We start from the raw sequence: 16,773 nt of genomic DNA on the forward strand, positions 1-16,773 counted from the left end.
GGGTGCACAGGGGCAACGGGCGTCCGCGTCCGCCAGTTGCCCCGGTTGCCCCGAATGCCCCCTGCCGAAGCGGTGCGGAAGACTCTAGGCTCGGTGGTTCAGTAGTTCGCATTGTCCCACCGGCCGGGCCCGCACCCCTCCGTACGACCGACCCGCCGTCACCGCCGAAACGGCCGTACGGCCGAAACCGTCGAAGGAAGACCGCCCATGCGCCGCGCCTTGATCGTCGTAGACGTGCAGAACGACTTCTGCGAGGGAGGCAGTCTCGCGGTGACCGGGGGTGCCGACGTGGCCGCCGCGATCACCGAGCTGATCGGGCAGGCCCCCGCCGGTTACCGCCATGTCGTGGCGACCCGCGACCACCACATCGCTCCCGGCGGCCACTTCGCCGACAACCCCGATTTCCAGCACTCCTGGCCCGCGCACTGCGTGGCCGGCACGGAGGGCGTCGGTTTCCACCCGAACTTCGCCCCGGCGGTCGCCTCCGGCGCGGTCGACGCGGTCTTCGACAAGGGCGCGTACACGGCGGCCTACAGCGGCTTCGAGGGCGCCGACGAGAACGGGGTCGCGCTGGCCGACTGGCTGCGGGCCCGCGGGATCGACGAGGTGGACGTCGTCGGCATCGCGACCGACCACTGCGTCAGGGCCACCGCCCTGGACGCGGCCCGCGAGGGCTTCCGCACCCAGGTCCTGCTGGACCTCACCGCCGGAGTGGCCGAGGAGTCCACGGACCGGGCCCTGGAGGAGCTGCGGGCGGCGGGCGTGGAGCTGTCCGGCAAGCCAGTGGTGTGACGGCCCTACGCCCGCTCAGTCGCCCAGGACCAGCCACTCACCGTCGCGCATCAGATCCCGGTCGGCCATCTCGGGCACGGTTCCCCACGCCTTGACGACCTCCGGGGTGACCTGGAACCAGACGTACGAGGGGCCGCTCTCGCGGGGGTCCCAGCCGTCCTTCGCGGTGAAGGCGTCGCCCACGCCGGCCGGCAGTTCCTCGTGGGTCAGCGTGCGCGCGGTGCCGTGCATCAGGACCACGTCCCGGGTGGGGCCGAAGCAGAGCCGTACCCGGCCCGAGGCGCTCAGGTTGCGGCCGGTCGGGTTGGTGCGGCGGGTGGCCAGCCACACCGTCCCGCCGTCCCACCAGAAGGCCAGCGGGACGAGGGTGGGCTCGCCGTCGGCATCCGCCGTGGCGACCCATACGTCGTTGTCCCGGTCGAGCCGCTCCAGCGCCTCGCGCCTGCGCTGTTCGATGCTGCGGGGTCCGTCGGGGTGAGCTTCGGCTGCCGTCATCCGGCGAGGTTATGGCGTACGCCGGTACTTCACATCCCGCGACGGTCCTACGTCGCAGGGCTGAGGGCGGAGACCGGACCGCCGTGGAACTCCCTGGACCACCCTCGACACCCTCGACATCACCGACATCTCACACCCGCGCCGGCGGCCTCCGCAGGAGCGACCTGATCGGGTGCCACAGCTCCGGGCGCTCCGGGGCCGACGGGACGCCGTTGTCCGGGGCGGTGCGCCATATCAGGCCGTCGGGGTGGTGGAGGACGGCCGTGATCTCGTCGGGGCTGGGCGGGGCCGCGTTGCCCCGGAGGTAGACCGCCCGCAGGCCGAGGTTGCGCAGGCGGGTCAGGGCCCTGGCCCGGTTCTGGGCCAGCACCAGGACACGTACGTCGTCCAGTCCGACGCCTGTCGGTCTGCCGGTCGGGGCGGTGGGGCTGGGCAGGTTCAACGCCACCACCACGCTGCCACTGGGCAGCTTGCAGAAACCTCCTGCGGCCATGCGGTCACACCCCCCGTGGGACTCGGTGTCAATAAGAAAGCCACAGGAGGCACCTAAACACGATCGGCCGCGACCCGCCAGGGGGTCACGGCCGATCATGCTCTGACCTGCGATTATGTGGACTACTTCACCGCAGGGCCCACCTGGACCGAGATCGTGGAGCCGTCCTTGGCCTCCTTGACGATCTTGATCTTGGTGTTGGTGTCAGTGATCTTCACGCCCGCGAGCGGGGTCGCCGCGTCGTAGTACGTGGAGGTGTGGTCGTTGAAGACCGGCACGCCCTTCTGGGAGGCGACCTTCGTGAGCACGTCCGCCTTGTGAAGCCGGAGCGCGTCCGTGCGGTACAGGCTGAACGGGGAGTCGTAGGACTGGATGCGGTTGCGCATCAGCGTGCCGTCCGCCCACTTCAGCGGGGTGGGGTGCGCGTCCACCGGAAGGATCTTGCCGAGACCGTTGTGCGCGGTCACGTTGTTGTCCTTCTGGGAGGTGTCCCACTTCCAGATCAACAGGCCGTTCTGGTACGGGAAGTGCTCGACCCAGGACGGACGGGTCGTCGAGAAGCCGAAGTTGTACGGGCCGACCTTGAGGGTCTTGTCGTACGACACGTACTGGCGGTTCTCGGCGATGTAGTACTGCGCGTAGCTGTCCGTGAAGGACGCGCCGACGCGCTTGAAGCCCTTCGTCTTCCAGGCCGCGTCCGCGCTCTCCGCGTTGTCGGCGAAGAGCGTCGCGCCGTCGGCGGTGAGGGTGATCTCGTCGGCCGCGAAGCCGGTCTGGGAGACGCCGCCGTCGGACGAGTAGCGGAAGCGCAGGTCGAACTCCTGGCCCGCGTAGGCGTCCAGGGAGTACGACAGCTTCTTGTACGCGTCCACCGTGCCGGTGAGCGCCGGGTTGCCGCTGCCGTCACGCGGGATGGGCGCGCCGTCGACCGTGCCGTCGACGGGCTTGAAGGTGACGCCGCCGTCGGTGGAGACCTCGGTGTAGAGGAAGTCGTAGTCGGCCTCGATGTCGTACCAGCCGTCCAGGGCAAGGGTGGCCGAGGACTTGCCGGTGAGGTCGACCGAACGGGTCAGCGTGTTGTTGAGGTCGTTGTCGCTGCCGCTCCACCACTGGGTCGCGCCCTGTGCCGGGGTGACGACCTCGGTGGTGACCGTCTTGTTCGGCAGCTGGACGACGAGCGCCTGCGGGTTCCTGGTGTTGTACTCGGCGACGCCCAGCTTGTGGTTCGACTTCTTTCCGGCCTTCGCCGTGTCGTAGTCGAGCCAGCCCAGCTGGAGTTTGTCCCAGGCGGTCATGTCACCGGGCAGGTTGCCGATGTTGTCGCCGCCGGTGCCGAGCCAGGAACCGGACGACATCAGGGTCCAGAACCCGGTCGAGTTCTCACCGGTGTTGGTGGTGTCGTAGTGGTCCGGCAGACCGAGGTCGTGACCGAACTCGTGGGCGAAGACGCCGAGTCCGCCGTTCTCCGGCTGGATGGTGTAGTCGCCGACCCAGATGCCCGAGTTGCCGATCTCGGTGCCGCCGAGCAGGTTGCCCACCGGGCCGGTCGCGCCCTTGTCACTGCCGAACGCGAACCAGCGGTGCGCCCAGATGGCGTCCTCGCCCTGCGCGCCGCCGCCCGCGGACTCGTCCTCACCGGCGTGCACGATCTGGAAGTGGTCGATGTAGCCGTCGGGCTCGTTGAAGTTGCCGTCGGCGTCGAAGTCGTTGCGGTCCCACTGGTCGTACGCGGCCAGCTGGGTCTTGATCGCCGCGTCGGTCGCGCCGGCTGCCTTCTGCGCCGCGACCCATGCGGCGACCCCGTCCTGCACCGCGTACCAGGCGCAGTTGTCGGGATCGCAGCTGTTGGACCCGTAACGGGCCTCGTTGTAGGGGACCTTGACCCAGTCCGAGACCGTGCCCTCGATGGAGTAGCGGCCCGAGGACTGCTTCTCGTAGTACTTCTTCATCGACTCGGTGTTCTTGCCGGTGCCGAAGTAGAGCTTCTTGAAGTGCTCGGTGTTGTAGTCCGCCTGCCAGGCCGTGCTGTTGTCCTGGGTGCGGTCCGGCGCGGCTATCTCGTTGTGCAGCGGGCCGGGCGTGCCGCCGTAACGGCTGTCGATCTGGTCGCCGAACTCGACGAGGATCGTGAAGATCTTGTCGGTCCGCTCGCGGCCGAGCTCGACGTACTTGCCCTTGCCCTTGCCGCTCTTCAGCTGTACGACCTGCGAGCCGTTACGGGTCTGGGCCTTGGCCTCGCCGGAGATGACCTGCCTGAGGGCTTCCTCACGCTGGGCCTCCTGGGTCGCGCTGAGCGGCCCGTCGAGGTCGTGGTCGGCGTGCTGCTGCTCCGCCGGGTCGTGCCGGTTCGCGGCCGGCACGGCCGAAGCGCCCTTGCCTGCGCCCGAGTCGGCCTCCGCGATGGCATAGGTGGAGAAAGTGGCGGCGGCTGTGGCGAGTGCTACGCCGACGGCCGCCGTTCTGAACGTCCAGGGTCTGCTGGTCACTTGAGGGTCCCTCCCCCGCGCCCGTCCACGCGGATGGGGGGTTCCTGGTTCGGAAGCTCTCCGCGGGCGGTATACGCGTGTAGTCAAGTGACGTAATTTGACTAGAGGTTTAGAAGAAAAGACAGACCTTGACTTGAACAGGTCAAGTGCATTATGCGGAGTTGACGTCCGCCATATGTTCGCCATGCGGACACCGGGATCACGTGCCGCCCGCCGCCCGCCCATCGCCCGACCGGCGCGCGGGCGCGTCCACTTGCTGGACGCCATGACTCCGTGCGCCCCCTGTGCTCCGGAGCCGTGTGTTAGGTCACGCTTACTGCGCGTTCCAGTCGGGCATGGACGCGATTAGAGTCGGTCGGCGGAACGCCGGATGTCCGGTGCAAAGCCAGGCCGACCCGCGCCTCACCCCCCGTTCACCCCCCGAATCCAACGAGGACTCGATTGCCATGCCTCGTCAGACCGCGCCTCGTCCGACCGTCGCACAGCTCGCCTACGGGTCGTGCACCGTGATTCTCTCGACGCTCGCCATGCTGCTGCTGTCTCAGACGAATTCGGGTCCGGGGGTCGCACTGATCGCCCTCGTGGGACTCGTCCTGGGACTGCTCGTCGCCATGACCGTGCCCCGGCCCAAGCCGGCCCGGGCGACCTCACAGATCGTCGCCTCGTCGTCGGCCGCCCCGGCGCCGCGCGAACGCGTCCCGGTACAGGCCTCTTCGGGCCAGCAGGACTGACCCGCCCTTCCGCTCCGCCAACGGCGGTTGGGCGGGGCCCGCATGATGCGGGCCCCGCCCAACCGCCGTTGCCATCACCGGAGTTGATCAACCGGTGCTGACCACCACCGTCTTGGCCGCCTTGTCGTGCAGGCCCTGCCTGTACGGCTTGTCGAAGAAGCTCCAGCCTCCCGAGATCGCCGTCCAGATACAGGCACAGCAGAACGCGAACGGGATCCACAGCACGAGCGACCGGATGAGCGCGCTCTGCACGGAGGGCGTGGCGCCGTTGTCGAGGTTGGCGACCCGGAGCCGGAGCCACTTCTTGCCGAGCGTCTGCCCGGTCCGGGAGATCAGGATCGTGTCGTACGCGATGTAGAGCACGGCGGCGATGAACGACTGGCCGAGCGAGCGGCCGTACTCGATCTTGTCGCTGTCGACGTCGTACTCGTTGACGTTGAAGCCCAGGGTGATCAGCCAGACGACGACACCGACGAGGATCATGTCGATGAGCCGCGCGAGCACACGCCGGCCGCCGTCGGCGAGCGGGGGCATGCCCGAGAGGGGGTCGCCTGCACCGCCGTACGGGTCACCGCCGCCGCCCGCGTACGGCGGGCCGCCACCTCCATAAGGGGTGCCGCCACCTCCGTACGGCGAGCCGCCGCCGATGGGGCCTGAGCTGCCGTACGGATCGCCTGCGCCGTACGACGGAGGCGGTGGCTGCTTCCTGAACGGGTCGTCGTCCGGTGGCTGCTGACCGGAGCCGGGGGGCGGTTCGCTGCTCATGGCCCGAGTGGACCGCGAACCACCCGCCTCCGCATCCGGCGAGGGGCCGTCCGGGCTACCGGATCAGGTGATGCGCACGCCGTACCCGCCCCACCCACGTCGAACGTACGGCCGCCGCACGCCTGTGTGCGCTCAGCCCGCCACGAAGGTGTGCGCCGCCTTGTCGTGCCAGCACTGGCGCCACGGGCGGTCGAACAGACACCACAGGACACCGACGATGCCGATGCCCAGCAGCCCCGGGACGGCGTAGACGAGCCAGCGGCGCAGGGCCCCGCCGAACGACGGGGGCTCGTGGCCCTCGATGTCCCGCACCTCCAGGCCGACCAGCTTCTTGCCGAGAGTGCGGCCCCACTTGGCCGTGGGCCACGCCTCGGACAGGATCCCGGCCAGCAGCAGCACGGCCAGCACGATGCCCAGATACAGCCCGGTCGTGCCGTCCAGCAGCCACACGGTCACGGTCTCGCCGGAGAGCTTGGCCGCGTCGATCTTCTCCGTGATGTGGTCGACGGCCATGGTGCCCAGCGGCACGGCTGCCGCGGCGGTGAGTGCGCCGACGACCAGGGTGTCCACGAGCCGCGCGAACAGCCGCTTGCCGAGGCCCGCCGGACGGGCCGACGCCTGTCTGCGGGCGGCGGCCTGGAACACGTCCTCGACGGGCGGCTTCCAGGGCGCGAGGCGCCGTTCCCCGCCCTCCTCGGGTCCGCCCGGGCGGGGTGCCTGCATGGCCCAGGAGGGCTGGCCGCCGCCGCTGCCGGGGGCCATGGCCGCTCCGGCGCCGGGCGTGTTCTGCTGGGGGACGGCCGGGGTCGTGGGCAGCAGGGCCGGATTCGCGCCCTGGGCCGCCGACGCGCGGGCCGCCGCGGCCTTTCCGGCGCCGAAGCCGCGGCCGTTTCCGGGCGAGGGTGCGGGCGCGGGTGCCGTGACCGGGCCCTGCGCGCCCTCCGGCGAGCCCGCGCTCCCCGGCTGCGCGCCGCCCGCCCCGCCTTCGCGCTCCGTGCGCGGGGAGAGCGCACGGAAGGTCATGGTGCCCTCGGAAGGCGCGGGGCCACGGGTGCCGGGGACGCCTCCCTCGGCGCCGGCTGCGGCCGGTCCCGGGGTGGGCCGGCGGAACACGAACGTGCCCGACTCGGGCATGTCACCGGCGTCCGGCTCCATCGGCGGGATCGTCGCCGAACCGTCCGTACGGGCCGACCGCCCGTCCGGCTGGACCGGGGGCTCGTTCACAGCTCTGGGGTCGGCGGTCCTCGGGGAGGCGGCCGGCGCCGGGAAGCCCCAGGAGACATGGCGGTCCCGGTCGCCGCCGAACCCGGACTGATGGGAGCGGTCGGCGCCCCACGCGGACGCCGGTTCGGGCCGGCTGCCGTGCTGGGCCTCGGCCGGGGTCGCCCGGCGCGGCTCGGCGCCCGGCGAGTGCGGTTCCTCGTCGAAGAAGTGCGGCCCGGTCTCCTCGACCCGCGCCGCGGCGGGCGCGCCGTCGGACTGCGCCGGGCGGCTGGTGCCCGGCACCCAGGCGGTGCCGTTCCAGAACCGGACATATCCAGGAATGGACGGGTCCGGGTAAAACCCTTCGCGGGGCCTGTCGTCACCGGGGGCCGGGGTTGGGGCGCTCATGTCCGTCGTCCCGTATCTGCTCGGGGGTCATTTGGGGTGCCCCACATCTATCAGACCGGCGCATGCGCCGATGCCCCTCCCGCGCTACCTACTCCCTTCGTGACAGCTTCTGCCATCTGTCGCGACGGCTGCGACACCGTTCGCAAAAAACTTCTCCGAAAAACCTCTCGGAACCCGCGTAATGCTGACGCCTCCCCGCGCTCTCTCCTCGTACGGGCCCGATGCGGGCCCCTGAAACGAGAGGAAGTGCCCGTCATGAGTCACGCCATGAACACCGTGGTGGAACGGGAACTGGAGCTGAAACTCATCCTGTCGCCGGAGCGGAGCATTCCCGTCCCCGCCCGCCTCACCTACCGGACCAACGATCCGTTCGCCGTCCACATCGCCTTCCACATCAGCTCCGAGAACCCGGTGAACTGGACGTTCGCCCGTGAACTCCTGGTCGAGGGGGTGTTCCGGCCGTGCGGGCACGGTGACGTCCGGGTGTGGCCGACGAAGGTCGACGGGCGCAGCGTCATCCTGATGGCGCTGAGCTCACCCGACGGAGACGCCCTGCTGGAGGCGCCCACCGCTCAGGTGTCGGCGTGGCTGGAGCGCACCCTCCGGGCGGTCCCCCCGGGCTCTGAGGCCGAGCAGCTCGGCATCGACGACGGCCTGGCCGAGCTGCTCGCACCCACCCCTGGCTGTTACGACGAGCTGTGGCTTCGCGACCCGTGGCCCTCGGACGAGTCGCAGGACGGGGAGGGATAGGGATGACGCCCACCTCAAGTGGTTCAGAACAGTTTGCCCGGGTTCAGGAGGCCGAGAGGGTCGAAGGCCGCCTTGACCGCGCGTTGCATCTCCACGCCCACCGGGCCCAGCTCGCGCGCGAGCCACTCCTTCTTGAGGATGCCGACGCCGTGCTCGCCGGTGATCGTGCCGTCGAGTTCCAGGCCGAGGGCCATGATCTCGTCGAAGGACTCGCGGGCCCGCCGGGACTCGTCGGCGTCCTGGGCGTCGAAGCAGACCGTGGGGTGGGTGTTGCCGTCGCCGGCGTGGGCGCACACCCCGATGGTCAGCTGGTACTTCTCGGCGATGCGCTCGACCCCTTCCAGCAGCTCACCGAGGCGCGACCTGGGTACGCACACGTCGTCGATCATCGTCGTGCCCTTGACCGCTTCGAGCGCGACGAGGCACAGCCGCCGTGCCTGGAGGAGGAGTTCGGACTCGGCGGCGTCGTCGGCGGGGACGACCTGGGTGGCCCCGGCCGCCTCGCAGAGGGCGCCCACGGCGGCCAGGTCTGCGGCGGGGTCGTGGGTGTCGAAGGCGCAGAGGAGCAGGGCCTCGGTGGTCTCGGGCAGTCCCATGTTGGCCAGGTCGTTGACGGCCTTGACGGTCGTACGGTCCATCAGTTCGAGGAGGGACGGCACATGACCGCCCTCCATGATCCGGCACACGGCGTCGCACGCGGCGGCGGCCGACGCGAACTCGGCGGCCAGCACGAGCTGCTGGGGCGGCTGCGGCTTCAGTGCGAGCACCGCCCGTACGACGATGCCGAGCGAGCCCTCCGAGCCGACGAACAGGCGGGTGAGGTCGTATCCGGCGACGCCCTTCGCGGTCCGCCGCCCGGTGGACATGAGGCGCCCGTCGGCCAGCACCACGTCCAGGCCCAGTACGTACTCGGCCGTGACGCCGTACTTCACGCAGCACAGCCCGCCCGACGCGGTGCCGATGTTGCCGCCGATCGTGCACATCTCCCAGCTGCTGGGATCCGGGGGGTAGTACAGACCGTGTTCGTTGACCGCGCGGGAGAGCGTGGCGTTGATGACGCCGGGCTCGACGACGGCGACGCGGTCGACCGGGCTGATCTCCAGGATCCGGTCCATCTTCACCAGCGACAGCACGATGCAGCCCTCGGACGCGTTGGCCGCGCCCGACAGTCCGGTACGGGCGCCCTGCGGGACGACCGGGACGCGCAGTTCGGTGGCGATGCGCATGACGTGCTGGACCTGTTCGACCGTGCGCGGCAGAACGACCACGGCCGGGGTCCCGGCCTCGCAGAAGCTCGCCATGTCGTTGGCGTAGGCGGACGTGACGTCCGGATCGGTGAGCACCGCCTCGGCCGGCAGCTCCGCGAGCAGCCGGTCCGTGAGGTTGCCCTGGGCTTCGTCGGGTGCGGCTTGGATACGGCTCATGATCACAGCGTCGCACCCGGGGCCATCGGTGTGAACCCCGTCTGCGAGGCGCTTTCGGTACGGGAATCCGGTCGTCGTATTGACGCACAGTGAGCGCCATGGAGATGGAGAGAGTCCGTGGCCGTGGTCGTGTACATGTCCTTCCGCGCCCGTTGATCGCCGCACTCGCGGGGTGTGCGGTACTCGGCGGCGCGCTGATGCTGTTGCCCCCGGACCGCCCGGCCGCGGCGCCCGCACCGGCGCCGGGTCCGGCGGCCCGGGCGGAACTGGCGGTGACCGGCGGGGTGCCCGCCGCGCTGCCCGACCTGGCGGCGTTCATCGGTGACCGTGAGGCGTTCGTACGCACCCATGCGCGTGACGGGCAGGCCTGGGCGCAGCTCGGCTCGGCCTATGTGGAGCGCGGTCGGCGGACGGGGGACGCCGCCGACTTCCCCCGGGCGGAGCGGGCGCTGCGTACGTCGCTGAAGGTGCGGCCGGCGAACGGGGCCCGGAACGCCGAGGGGCTCGTGGGTATGGCCGCGCTGGCGAACGCGCGCCGTGATTTCCCGGCCGCCCGGGAGTGGGGGGAGGCGGCGCTGCGTCAGGCGCCGAAGCGCTGGACGTCGTACCCGCCGCTGCTCGACGCGTACACGGGCCTGGGTGACTACAAGGCGGTCCGGCGGACTCTGGAGCAGCTGCAGGGGCTGCGTTCCGGGGCGGCGGTGATGGCGCACGCTGCGGGCGTGTACCGGGACCGGGGGTGGCGCGAGGACGCGCAGGCGGCGCTCGCGGACGCGGCGGCGCGGGCCGCGACCCCGGCCGAGGAGGCCGAATGGCAGTACCGGGCGGGCGAGTTGGCGTGGGAACGCGGCGAACCGGCCGACGCGCTGCGGCACTTCGAGGCTGCGCTGCGGCTCGACCCCGGGCTGTCGTCCGCGCGGGCGGGTGAGGGGCGGGCGTTGGCCGCGCTGGGCCGTGCACGGGAGGCACAGAGCGCGTACCGGGCGGCGCTGGCCGAGCGGCCGTCGCCTCAGTACGCGCTGGAACTGGGCGAGTTGTACGACTCCCTGGGCCGGTCCGAGGATGCGCAGGCGCAGTACGCGGCGCTGCGGGCACGGGTGGTGAAGGAGCAAGCCGGTGGCGTGGACGGCGAGTTGCTGCTCGGGCGGTTCGAGGCGGATCACGGGGACGCGGGATCGGCAGTACGGCGGCTGCGCGCGGAGTGGGCGCGTCAGCCGGGGCTCGATGTCGCGGACGCGCTGGGCTGGGCGATGCACCGGGCGGGCCGGAGCGAGGAGGCGCTCGCCTGGGCGAAGCGGACGACCGACAAGGAGCACGGCGCCGAGGTGCGCAGTGCTCTGTACGTGTACCACCGGGGCATGATCGAGCGGGAGTTGGGGCTGACGGGTCCCGCGCGCCGGCACCTGGAGGAGGCGCTGCGGATCAACCCGTACTTCTCGCCGGTTGGCGTACCGGCGGCGAAGGAGGCGTTGGCGGCGCTGGGCGAGCCCGAAGCGTCGGGATCGCCCAACTGACCGCACGGGCAGACCGGTTACAGGTTGCCGCGCTTGTCCTGCTCCCGTTCGATCGCCTCGAAGAGGGCCTTGAAGTTGCCCTTGCCGAAGCCCATCGAGCCGTGCCGTTCGATGATCTCGAAGAAGACGGTCGGACGGTCCTGGACCGGCTTGGTGAAGATCTGGAGCAGGTAGCCGTCCTCGTCGCGGTCGACGAGGATCTTCAGCTCGCGGAGGGTCTCGACGGGGACGCGGGTGTCGCCGGCCCACTCCCCCAGGGTGTCGTAGTACGAGTCGGGTGTGTCGAGGAACTGGACCCCGGCCGCCCGCATGGTCCGTACGGTCTCGACGATGTCGCCCGAGTTGAGGGCGATGTGCTGGACGCCCGCGCCGCCGTAGAACTCCAGGTACTCGTCGATCTGGGACTTCTTCTTGGCGATGGCCGGCTCGTTGATCGGGAACTTGACCTTGAGGGTCCCGTCGGCGACGACTTTCGACATCAGCGCGCTGTACTCGGTGGCGATGTCGTCGCCCACGAACTCCTTCATGTTCGTGAAGCCCATGACCTTGTTGTAGAAGCCGACCCACTCGTTCATGTGGCCGAGTTCGACGTTGCCCACGCAGTGGTCGATCGCCTGGAAGGTGCGCTTGGCGGGCGGTTCGACGATCGGGGCCGCGGCGACGAATCCCGGGAGGTACGGGCCGTCGTACCCGACCCGCTCGACAAGGGTGTGGCGGGTCTGGCCGTACGTGGCGATCACGGCGAGGACGACCGTGCCGTGATCGTCCTTCAGCTCGTACGGCTCGGCCAGCGAGCGGGCGCCGTGTCCGACGGCGTACTCGTAGGCGGCACGGGCGTCCGGGACCTCGATGGCGAGGTCGACGACGCCGTCGCCGTGCTCGGCCACATGTGCGGCCAGGAAGTGGCCCCAGGTGGTGGCCGGCTTGACGACGGAGGTGAACACGAACCGGGCGGAGCCGTTCTCCAGGACGTACGACGCCGTCTCGCGGCTGCCCGTCTCCGGTCCGGAGTAGGCGACGAGCCGCATGCCGAAGGCCGTGGAGTAGTAGTGCGCCGCCTGTTTGGCGTTGCCCACGGCGAAGACGACCGCGTCCATTCCCTTGACCGGGAAGGGATCTGCCTGCCGGGCGGTGTCGGGAGTGTGGTGTGTGGTCTGCGTCATGCTCGCAGCCTGGTCCCGTCACGGCAAGATGCGCAACAGTTTGCGCGAGAGCTGGACATTCTGCTCAGCTGTGGGCAGGGATGTACGGGCTTTCTGTACAGGATGACCATCCCATCGGGGAGGCTGCTGTGGCGATCGACGAGCTGGACGGGCGGATCATCGTGCTGCTCGCGCGGGAGCCGCGGATCGGCGTACTGGAGATGTCCCGGCGGCTCGGAGTGGCACGAGGGACGGCGCAGGCGCGCCTGGACCGGCTTCAGTCGAATGGCGTCATCCGGGGGTTCGGGCCGCAGGTGGACCCGGCGGCCCTCGGCTATCCGGTCACCGCCTTCGCGACACTCCAGATCCGGCAGGGGCAAGGGCCGGACGTACGGGCCCACTTGGCGTCCGTACCGGAGGTGCTGGAGCTGCACACGACCACCGGCAGCGGGGACATGCTGTGCCGGCTCGTGGCCCGCTCGAACGCCGATCTCCAGCGGGTGATCGACCGGGTCGTCGGTTTTGATGGCATCGACCGGGCCGCCACGGCGATCGTCATGGAGAACCCCGTTCCGCTGCGGATCATCCCGCTGGTGGAGCAGGCGGCCTCGGAGCACGGCGACTGAACCGATACGGGTGAACCGGGCGGGTGAACCGGAACGGGCTGAGGGTGGTGGCGGTGAGCTTCTGGGAGTACCTCGGAAACCGCCATCAGCAGCTGCTGACCGACGCGTTCCAGCACGCCGGTGCCGTCTTCCAGTGCGTGGTCCTGGCGACCGTCCTCGGGGTGGCACTCGGTGCCGTCACCTACCGGAGCGAGTGGGCGGGGAATCTGGCCACCACTGCCACGTCGACGATCCTGACGATCCCCTCGCTCGCGATGATCGGCCTGCTGATCCCGGTGGTGGGCCTGGGTGGGCCGCCCACGGTCGTCACCCTCACCCTCTACGGCCTCCTCCCGATCGTGCGCAACGCGATCGTGGGCCTGCGCGGTGTCGACCCGTCCCTGGTGGACGCGGGGAAGGACATCGGGATGTCCCGGGTGGCACGGCTGGCCCGGGTGGAGCTGCCGCTGGCGTGGCCGCCGATCCTGACCGGTATCCGGGTCTCGACGCAGATACTCATGGGCATCGCGGCCATCGCCGCCTACGCCTCCGGTCCGGGGCTGGGCAATGAGATCTTCCGTGGCATCGCGTCGCCGGGCAGCAGGAACGCCCCGAACCAGGTCCTCGCGGGCACGCTGGGGATCATGGTGCTGGCGCTGCTGTTCGACGCGGCGTACGTGGTCGTCGGCCGGCTGACGATTCCGAGGGCGATCCGTGTCTCCTCGGCGAGCAACTACCACCCCGCCGAAGACCTTTCGTGTCCGGGTTCGTGGGCACGAGGGCGGTGGCGGCAGTGAAGCGGCTCAACCTCGCCCGCGTGCGGAATGCGGACGGAGAGGGATGTGCGGGCGTGACGACTACGACGGTCGACGCCGATGCGGATGCGGATGCGGATGCGGATGCGGAGAACAGGACCGGGACCGGCGGGGCTGCGGCTTCTGCCACCAAGTCCCCTACTGCCAGGCTCGGTTGGCAGCGGCTTACGCTTCTGCCCAGCTTCCTTGTCCTCGTGCTGTTCGCCACCTGGCTGTGGTTCCGGCAGGCCGATCTGGACGCGATCTCCGAGAACGCGCTGTCGAACGGGCAGGTGTCGAAGGCCCTTCGGCAGCATGTAGAGCTGACGGCGATCTCGACGTTCTTCGTACTCGTCCTCGCGATCCCGCTGGGCGTGCTGCTGACGCGCAGGGCTCTTCGCAGAGTGGCCCCGGTGGCGATGGCGGTCGTCGCCATAGGGCAGGCGACCCCGGCGATCGGTCTGCTGGCGCTGCTGGTGATCTGGCTGGGCACCGGCCGGAAGGCGGCCCTGATCGGCATCGTGGCGTACGCGGTCCTGCCCGTCCTGTCGAACACGATCGCCGGCCTGAAGGCCAACGACCCGGCTCTCCTGGAGGCCGCGCGGGGCATCGGCATGTCGTCGACGGAGGTGCTGGCCCGGGTCGAACTCCCGCTGGCGGTACCGCTGATCCTCGCGGGCGTGCGTACGGCGCTGGTGCTGAACGTGGGCACGGCGACGCTGGCAGCGTTCGGCGGGGGCGGTGGACTGGGGGTGCTGATCACTACCGGGATCACCAACCAGCGGATGCCGGTGCTGATGCTGGGCTCGGTCCTGACCGTCGTACTGGCGCTGCTGGTGGACTGGCTGGCCTCACTGGCCGAACTGCTGCTGCGGCCACGGGGGCTGGAGACGGAGACCTGGGGAGCGGACTGACATGGCTGTCCCCGTTCGCCCCGAACAACACGAACGCCCTGGCCGTGAACCAAGGCGAACTTGGGGCCTGAAGAGGTGGCCGGCGATCAGGGAGATCCTCGCCCCGGTGACAGCGAGGCTGACGAACACGGTGGCGCGGGACTGGATGCGGTCGGAAGGGTTCGTGAAGCAGGGGATACAAAGAGGGCGTTGCAAAGAAGTACTTGCAAGGGTTTCTTTGCAAGGCTATCTTTGTATGCATGACGGAGCACGAAGAACGCAAGGTTCGCCACCTTGATGCCCGCTCACTGCGCGGCCTCGCCCACCCGCTGCGCATGCAGTTGCTGGACTCCCTGCGTCTGCGCGGTCCGGCGACTGCGTCCCAACTGGCCGAGAAGCTCGGGGAGTCCAGTGGGGCGACCAGCTATCACCTGCGCCAGCTCGCCGCGCACGGCTTCGTCGAGGACGCGCCGGAGCACGGCAAGGGGCGGGAGCGGTGGTGGAAGGCGGTCGCCGATGGCCTGTACTTCGACAGCGGCCAGTTCAAGGACGCCGACCCCGAACTGCGCGGAGCGACGGAGCTGTACCTGCACGAGATCGCGAACAGCCACACCCGCGAGCTGTCCACCTGGCTCGGCACCCGGGACGACTGGCCCGAGGCCTGGTCGCGCGGCTCCGACATGAGCAACGCGACGCTACGGCTGACACCCGACCTCGCCGAAGAGCTCGTCCGCAAGATGCATGAACTGATCGAGGGATACCGCGGCGTCGTCGTCGCCGAGGACACCCCCGAGGCAGAGCAAGTGCGCGTTCACACCCATCTGTTCCCCGTCAAGACGGACTGAGAGGTCACCGCCGATGAACCCCGAGCCCTACCTCACCCTCCACCACCTCCGCGCCGCCGACCTCCGTGCCGAGGCCGACGCCCACCGACTCGCCCTCGCCGCCAAGCAGCCCCCGCAGGACCTCCGCACCCGCGTCGGCTGGACCCTCGTAGAGGTCGGCCTGCGGCTGGCCTCCGTGCCGCCGAAGCCGCGGATCGCCTGAGGCCTAGCGCCTCTCGGGCGGAGGCCCGCTGGACTCCCGTACGACCAGCGGCGGATCCACCTCGTGCAGGACGCGTTCCGTCGAGCCGGGGTTCGTGATCTCGTCGACCAGCAGGCCGATGCCCTCGGTGGCCACCGAGTCGAAGTCCTGCGCCACCGTGGTCAGCGCGGGCTGCTGGAAACGGGCGGCCGGGATGTCGTCCATCCCGACGACGCTCACCTCGTCCGGAACGCGGCGGCCCCGCTCGTGCAACGCCCTGACCAGGCCGATCGCCATGTCGTCATTGGCCACGAAGACCGCGGTCATCGCCTCGTCGTCCGCCAGTCGCAGGCCCGCCTCGTAACCGCTCGCGCAGGACCAGTCGCCCTCGACGGGCTCGGCCACGGGCAGGCCCGCCTCGGCCAGCGCGGACCGCCAGCCCTCCGCACGGTCGCGGGACGCCCACCACTGACCGGGGCCCGAGACATGCCGGATCTCGGTGTGCCCCAGATCGATGAGGTGCCGGGTCGCCACATACCCGCTGCGGTCCGACTTCTCCGCCGAACGGATCCGCCGGGCCGCGACCAGACCGGGAAAGCGGCCGATGGTGAGGATGGGGACGTCCAGCCAGACCTTGACGGGACTCCCCTCGTCGATCGCCTCCGACAGCACGATGCCGTCGACGCCCTGTTCGAGGAGGCTGTCGATGGCCTCGGCGGTGCTGTGTTCGTCGTCTTCGGTGGTGTGGGCGACGCTGACCGAGTAGCCGAGCCGGCGCGCCGAGCGCTCTATGGCGACGAGCATGGTCATGGGCCCGTAGAGGCGGGCGCCGAGGGAGATCACACCGAGGCGCCGGCTCCGGCCCGAAGTGAGGCTGCGCGCCGCGCCGTTGGGGCGGTACCCGAGTTGCTGGGCCGCCCGCAGGACACGCGTCCGGAGCTCTTCACGGACGTACGGCTCGTTGTTCATCACACGCGAGACCGTCTTCTGGGAGACACCGGCGAGCCGAGCGACATCGCTGCTCGTCGCCGGTGGCCGCGAAACGCCGTCCCGACCGTGGGTACCCGTACCGGCCACCGAAGCCTCTCCCCCGTTTTCGCCAAGACTGCGCTGTCAGAAATCTGTTGGGATCAGTGTGCGGCTCGACCCCGTGAATGGTCAATGATCACCGTAATCCACAGGAAACGGCGTGCAACAGCAGCGACACAAGTATTGACGTCGGCTTGATCCGAGCCACAGACTCCGGGCCTGA

General features: G+C 70.1%; 16 protein-coding genes and 2 pseudogenes. 10 read left to right on the forward strand and 8 right to left on the reverse strand.

Annotated features, from left to right (window positions below):
* Positions 1–207: 207 nt before the first annotated feature.
* Positions 208–792 (forward strand): nicotinamidase, encoded by a 585-nt coding sequence (locus tag OHN74_RS15880; RefSeq protein ID WP_327695214.1) that lies wholly within the window; start codon positions 208–210, stop codon positions 790–792.
* Positions 793–807: 15 nt separating this feature from the next.
* Here OHN74_RS15880 and OHN74_RS15885 read toward each other — a convergent pair whose 3' ends face one another.
* The 3 genes from OHN74_RS15885 to OHN74_RS15895 form a co-directional block, all read right to left on the reverse strand.
* Entirely contained in the window at positions 808–1,287 is a 480-nt protein-coding gene (locus OHN74_RS15885; protein WP_327695215.1) for a pyridoxamine 5'-phosphate oxidase family protein, read from the reverse strand.
* Positions 1,288–1,417: 130 nt separating this feature from the next.
* Positions 1,418–1,780, reverse strand: a complete 363-nt coding sequence (locus tag OHN74_RS15890) for a hypothetical protein (RefSeq protein WP_327695216.1) — start codon at positions 1,778–1,780, stop codon at positions 1,418–1,420.
* A 122-nt stretch (positions 1,781–1,902) separates the two neighbouring features.
* Entirely contained in the window at positions 1,903–4,266 is a 2,364-nt protein-coding gene (locus OHN74_RS15895) for an immune inhibitor A domain-containing protein (protein WP_327695217.1), read from the reverse strand.
* Between the two features lie 446 nt (positions 4,267–4,712).
* On the opposite strand from OHN74_RS15895, the gene OHN74_RS15900 reads away from it, so the two are divergent.
* Positions 4,713–4,997, forward strand: coding sequence for a hypothetical protein (locus tag OHN74_RS15900; RefSeq protein WP_327695218.1), 285 nt, complete (start codon positions 4,713–4,715; stop codon positions 4,995–4,997).
* An 87-nt stretch (positions 4,998–5,084) separates the two neighbouring features.
* On the opposite strand, the gene OHN74_RS15905 is transcribed toward OHN74_RS15900, so the two are convergent.
* Together OHN74_RS15905 and OHN74_RS15910 are read right to left on the reverse strand one after the other, a co-directional pair.
* On the reverse strand, positions 5,085–5,762 hold the full coding sequence (locus OHN74_RS15905; RefSeq protein WP_327695219.1) for an RDD family protein: 678 nt from the start codon (positions 5,760–5,762) through the stop codon (positions 5,085–5,087).
* Positions 5,763–5,894: 132 nt separating this feature from the next.
* The gene (locus OHN74_RS15910; RefSeq protein ID WP_327695220.1) at positions 5,895–7,373 is read right to left on the reverse strand and encodes an RDD family protein; all 1,479 of its coding nucleotides are present in this window, start codon (positions 7,371–7,373) and stop codon (positions 5,895–5,897) included.
* Between the two features lie 267 nt (positions 7,374–7,640).
* On the opposite strand from OHN74_RS15910, the gene OHN74_RS15915 reads away from it, so the two are divergent.
* On the forward strand, positions 7,641–8,123 hold the full coding sequence (locus tag OHN74_RS15915) for an SsgA family sporulation/cell division regulator (RefSeq protein ID WP_327700148.1): 483 nt from the start codon (positions 7,641–7,643) through the stop codon (positions 8,121–8,123).
* 23 nt (positions 8,124–8,146) lie between these two features.
* Here OHN74_RS15915 and OHN74_RS15920 read toward each other — a convergent pair whose 3' ends face one another.
* Entirely contained in the window at positions 8,147–9,553 is a 1,407-nt protein-coding gene (locus OHN74_RS15920; protein ID WP_327695221.1) for an FAD-binding oxidoreductase, read from the reverse strand.
* A gap of 92 nt (positions 9,554–9,645) precedes the next feature.
* Here OHN74_RS15920 and OHN74_RS15925 point away from each other — a divergent pair, with 92 nt between their 5' ends.
* Positions 9,646–11,061 carry a tetratricopeptide repeat protein gene (locus OHN74_RS15925; protein ID WP_327695222.1) on the forward strand — a complete coding sequence of 472 codons (1,416 nt, stop codon included), beginning with the start codon at positions 9,646–9,648 and terminating at the stop codon, positions 11,059–11,061.
* A gap of 17 nt (positions 11,062–11,078) precedes the next feature.
* Here the strand turns inward: OHN74_RS15925 and hppD are convergent, their stop codons facing one another.
* Entirely contained in the window at positions 11,079–12,224 is a 1,146-nt protein-coding gene (gene hppD / locus OHN74_RS15930) for a 4-hydroxyphenylpyruvate dioxygenase (RefSeq protein ID WP_327695223.1), read from the reverse strand.
* 128 nt (positions 12,225–12,352) lie between these two features.
* Between hppD and OHN74_RS15935 the strand changes: the two genes are divergently transcribed.
* From OHN74_RS15935 to OHN74_RS15955, 6 genes and pseudogenes are all read left to right on the forward strand, one after another.
* Positions 12,353–12,829: an Lrp/AsnC family transcriptional regulator gene (locus OHN74_RS15935; RefSeq protein WP_327695224.1), complete on the forward strand. Its 477-nt coding sequence runs from the start codon at positions 12,353–12,355 to the stop codon at positions 12,827–12,829.
* A 53-nt stretch (positions 12,830–12,882) separates the two neighbouring features.
* Positions 12,883–13,524: pseudogene (locus OHN74_RS15940) on the forward strand (ABC transporter permease); the annotation flags it as partial.
* 134 nt (positions 13,525–13,658) lie between these two features.
* Positions 13,659–14,516, forward strand: coding sequence for an ABC transporter permease (locus OHN74_RS15945; protein WP_327695225.1), 858 nt, complete (start codon positions 13,659–13,661; stop codon positions 14,514–14,516).
* Between the two features lie 58 nt (positions 14,517–14,574).
* Positions 14,575–14,691 (forward strand): annotated as a pseudogene (locus tag OHN74_RS42890) (glycine betaine ABC transporter substrate-binding protein); the annotation flags it as partial.
* 64 nt (positions 14,692–14,755) lie between these two features.
* Positions 14,756–15,340 (forward strand): ArsR/SmtB family transcription factor, encoded by a 585-nt coding sequence (locus OHN74_RS15950; RefSeq protein ID WP_327695226.1) that lies wholly within the window; start codon positions 14,756–14,758, stop codon positions 15,338–15,340.
* Positions 15,341–15,353: 13 nt separating this feature from the next.
* Positions 15,354–15,542 (forward strand): hypothetical protein, encoded by a 189-nt coding sequence (locus tag OHN74_RS15955; protein ID WP_327695227.1) that lies wholly within the window; start codon positions 15,354–15,356, stop codon positions 15,540–15,542.
* A 3-nt stretch (positions 15,543–15,545) separates the two neighbouring features.
* Here OHN74_RS15955 and OHN74_RS15960 read toward each other — a convergent pair whose 3' ends face one another.
* Positions 15,546–16,598, reverse strand: coding sequence for a LacI family DNA-binding transcriptional regulator (locus OHN74_RS15960; RefSeq protein ID WP_327695228.1), 1,053 nt, complete (start codon positions 16,596–16,598; stop codon positions 15,546–15,548).
* Positions 16,599–16,773 lie beyond the last annotated feature (175 nt).

Source organism: Streptomyces sp. NBC_00459, from assembly GCF_036013955.1.
Classification (GTDB): domain Bacteria; phylum Actinomycetota; class Actinomycetes; order Streptomycetales; family Streptomycetaceae; genus Streptomyces.

What these genes read in the sequence shown, in the direction of transcription:
- OHN74_RS15880 (WP_327695214.1), top strand. Translation starts at nt 208, where the DNA reads ATGCGCCGCGCCTTGATCGTCGTAGACGTGCAGAACGACTTCTGCGAG.
- OHN74_RS15885 (WP_327695215.1), bottom strand. Translation starts at nt 1,287, where the DNA reads ATGACGGCAGCCGAAGCTCACCCCGACGGACCCCGCAGCATCGAACAG.
- OHN74_RS15890 (WP_327695216.1), bottom strand. Translation starts at nt 1,780, where the DNA reads ATGGCCGCAGGAGGTTTCTGCAAGCTGCCCAGTGGCAGCGTGGTGGTG.
- OHN74_RS15900 (WP_327695218.1), top strand. Translation starts at nt 4,713, where the DNA reads ATGCCTCGTCAGACCGCGCCTCGTCCGACCGTCGCACAGCTCGCCTAC.
- OHN74_RS15905 (WP_327695219.1), bottom strand. Translation starts at nt 5,762, where the DNA reads ATGAGCAGCGAACCGCCCCCCGGCTCCGGTCAGCAGCCACCGGACGAC.
- OHN74_RS15910 (WP_327695220.1), bottom strand. Translation starts at nt 7,373, where the DNA reads ATGAGCGCCCCAACCCCGGCCCCCGGTGACGACAGGCCCCGCGAAGGG.
- OHN74_RS15915 (WP_327700148.1), top strand. Translation starts at nt 7,641, where the DNA reads ATGAACACCGTGGTGGAACGGGAACTGGAGCTGAAACTCATCCTGTCG.
- OHN74_RS15925 (WP_327695222.1), top strand. Translation starts at nt 9,646, where the DNA reads ATGGAGATGGAGAGAGTCCGTGGCCGTGGTCGTGTACATGTCCTTCCG.
- hppD (WP_327695223.1), bottom strand. Translation starts at nt 12,224, where the DNA reads ATGACGCAGACCACACACCACACTCCCGACACCGCCCGGCAGGCAGAT.
- OHN74_RS15950 (WP_327695226.1), top strand. Translation starts at nt 14,756, where the DNA reads ATGACGGAGCACGAAGAACGCAAGGTTCGCCACCTTGATGCCCGCTCA.
- OHN74_RS15955 (WP_327695227.1), top strand. Translation starts at nt 15,354, where the DNA reads ATGAACCCCGAGCCCTACCTCACCCTCCACCACCTCCGCGCCGCCGAC.